1 protein-coding gene is annotated in these 2,828 nt (G+C 54.7%); it reads right to left on the reverse strand.

Annotated elements, in window-relative coordinates; all coding sequences use genetic code 11:
• Positions 1-206: 206 nt before the first annotated feature.
• On the reverse strand, positions 207-2,828 hold a 2,622-nt coding region (locus tag Q7V06_RS04240), incomplete at its 5' end, for a PAS domain S-box protein (RefSeq protein ID WP_304838575.1).

The following is a 2,828-nucleotide window of genomic DNA, read 5'->3' on the forward strand; positions in this document are numbered from 1 at the left end:
AGATGGAGATGCATCACGCTCTGCCCGGGCCACCCGATGTTCACCCCGATAGTGTAACCGTCGGTTCCGGGGGCGGCGGTGATGGAGATGAATCATACGCTATTGCTCTCCTGATTTGAAACCTGACGTTGGAGAGTTATACAAAAAAAGAGGATCTGAAGATCGACATCGTATCTGCTCGCGACCAGATATAACCAAAGACCCCTTCACCTCCACTCCCCCTCCGGCACCCGGATCACAAACCTCGCCCCTTTGCCATACACACCCTCCTCGGTGATCGCAATCCCGGTGATCCCGAGGATCTCCCGGATAAAGAAGAGCCCAAGGCCGGTATTCTTCCCAACACCCCTCTCAAAGATCCGCTCCTTCTCCTCTTCAGGGATTCCGACCCCGTCATCCTCCCAGACGATCAACAGGTCCTCGCCATCCCGCTCACAGGAGACCCGCACCCGTGTTGCACCCTCGGCATACTGTTCCGTATTTTCCATCAGGTTTTCAAAGACCTTCGGAAGGAGAGGATCGGTGAATATCGTCACGCAATCCGTCTCATCGATGATCGGCATCACCGTCCCTTCGACAACACAGAGGATCTCTGCAACCAGCTGCCATGTTGGTGCCGTCACCCCGAGGTCCTGATAATCGCGGGTAAACTCGATCTGCCGCTTGATCCTGTGTGCCGCCTCTTCCATCTGCTCAAGATAACCAGCGAGCGTTGTATCCCGGACACAATCCTGTGAAAGCTCCAGATACCCATGCAACACCGTCAGCTGGTTTGCAATATCATGCCGGGTGATCCCGGCCATCAGGTTCAGCTTCCGGTTCGCATCGGTGATCGCAGCCGCACTCCTCTCAAGCTCCTCCCCGATCCGTTTTGCCGCTGTGATATCGCGGGCGATCCCCTCAATCGAAACAACCCGCCTCTCATCATCATAGATCGGGACATTCTTCAGCTCCATCCAGACGGTCTTCCCGTCTTTTCTGATCGATCGGATGACAACAGGTGTACCGAATAACTTCTCAGGCTCAAGATATGGGCTCTGATCTCCCGGATGGACGATCTCATTGCCGAGATTTGGATCGGCATAGAACTCCTCAGGTGTATACCCTGTGATACTGGTGATCGCAGGATTCACATACGTGAAATGCGGCTTCGGGAGGAGTTCGACTTGGTAGATGATATCCCCGGCATTCTCTGCAAGACGGCGGAACCGGTCCTCACTCATCCTGAGTGCCTCCTCAGCACCCCTCCGTTTGGTGATATTGACGAGGATTCCCTGGATAGAGATCACCTCTCCATTCCGGATCACCGGACGGACCGTTGTACTCATCCAGAACTGCTCTCCTCCCTCAGTGATAAGAGGGAACTCTGCGACCACCCTTTCTCCGGATAGCACCTTCCCAAACTCTGATAGCTGCTCTTCCCTCTTCTCAGGAGGGATAAAATCAACAAAACGCTTTCCGATTGCACGAACAGGATTTATTCCGAGGATATCCTCAATATTCGGTGAAACATAGGTGATCCTCCCCTCCGTATCAAGCGTATAGATGATCTCGCTGAGGTTCTCGATCAGCCGCCGGTACTTCTCCTCGCTATCAGCAAGCCTCCTCTGTGCCTCCCGTTCGCTTGTGATATCCCGTATCGTCTCGATCGCACCGGTGCATCGCCCCTCTTTATCATAGAGCGGAACCGCCTGACCCCAGAGGATCACCGCTTTGCCAAGGGGCCTGCCATTCACCGCCTCCCCAACGATCACCCCGTTCTTCTCCTCAAGCATCGTGTAGTTGCCGGGATCACCCGGACTACCCCGTGCATGATCAATCAGCATCGGCCTCTGCTCTCCGTAAAATGGGACCGCATAGGCGTACTCCCCCCTCCCGACCATCTCAGAGGCAGAGACACCACTCAGCTCCTCCATCGCCCGGTTCCAGTCAACAACAACCCCGTCTGCATCAACGACGAAGGTCGGGTCAGGAAGGGTATCAATGATCCGTGCAAGTTGTTCCTGCCTTGAAGCAAGCTCATTTTGTAACGTGATCAGCTCTTCAAGCTGTGATCGGGTCTCCTCATCTGCTACGGCAAGCTCTTCGTTCGTACGGAGGAGCGCCTCCCGAGCCCTGATCCGCTCGTCATACCTCCCGATCATCTCAGCAATGGTCCTGAGAAGGACAGACTCCTCAGGCAGAAATGCAATATCCTCAGATACACAGACGATCGCCTCTCCGACCACCTCATTATTGACGACGATCTCACGCCTCTGATTCCAGGGTGTCATCGAGAAGCCTGAACTGGTATAGTCTTGATCTTGGAGTCTGATTCGTGCAGAGGTCTTCTCCGGCCACTGGTATCCGGCCGGTATAAGATCTACTGCATGCTGTGGTATCTCCTCCTGTGCAATCTCCTGGTACTCAAAGAGAGCAGAGATCCTGTACAGACAGCTCAGCTCTTTGATCCGTTCATGGAGAGCAGAAACTGCCTCTCTCTCCTTTGTTACATCCCGGATCGTCTCGATCGCACCGGTGCACCGCCCGGAATCATCCTGGAGAGGAACAGCCCTGACCCAGAGGATCGCCTCCCGCCCATGGGGTCTCGCATCGATCGTCTCTGCCTCGATCAGGTCATGCTTCTGCCGGACCTCCATATATGAATCACGGTTATCGGCAGCTTCCCGTGCGATATCTATCAGGAGCGGTCTTCTCTCTCCATAAAAGGGGAGAGCATACTCAAAATCTCCCTTCCCGAGCATCCCGGATGCAGGAACTCCTGTCAGCTCCTCCATCGCCTGGTTCCATGCGGTCACCACTCCGTCTGCATCAACAACAAGGGTCGG

It is taken from the genome of Methanocalculus sp. (assembly GCF_030651615.1).
Taxonomy (GTDB): Archaea; Halobacteriota; Methanomicrobia; order Methanomicrobiales; family Methanocorpusculaceae; genus Methanocalculus.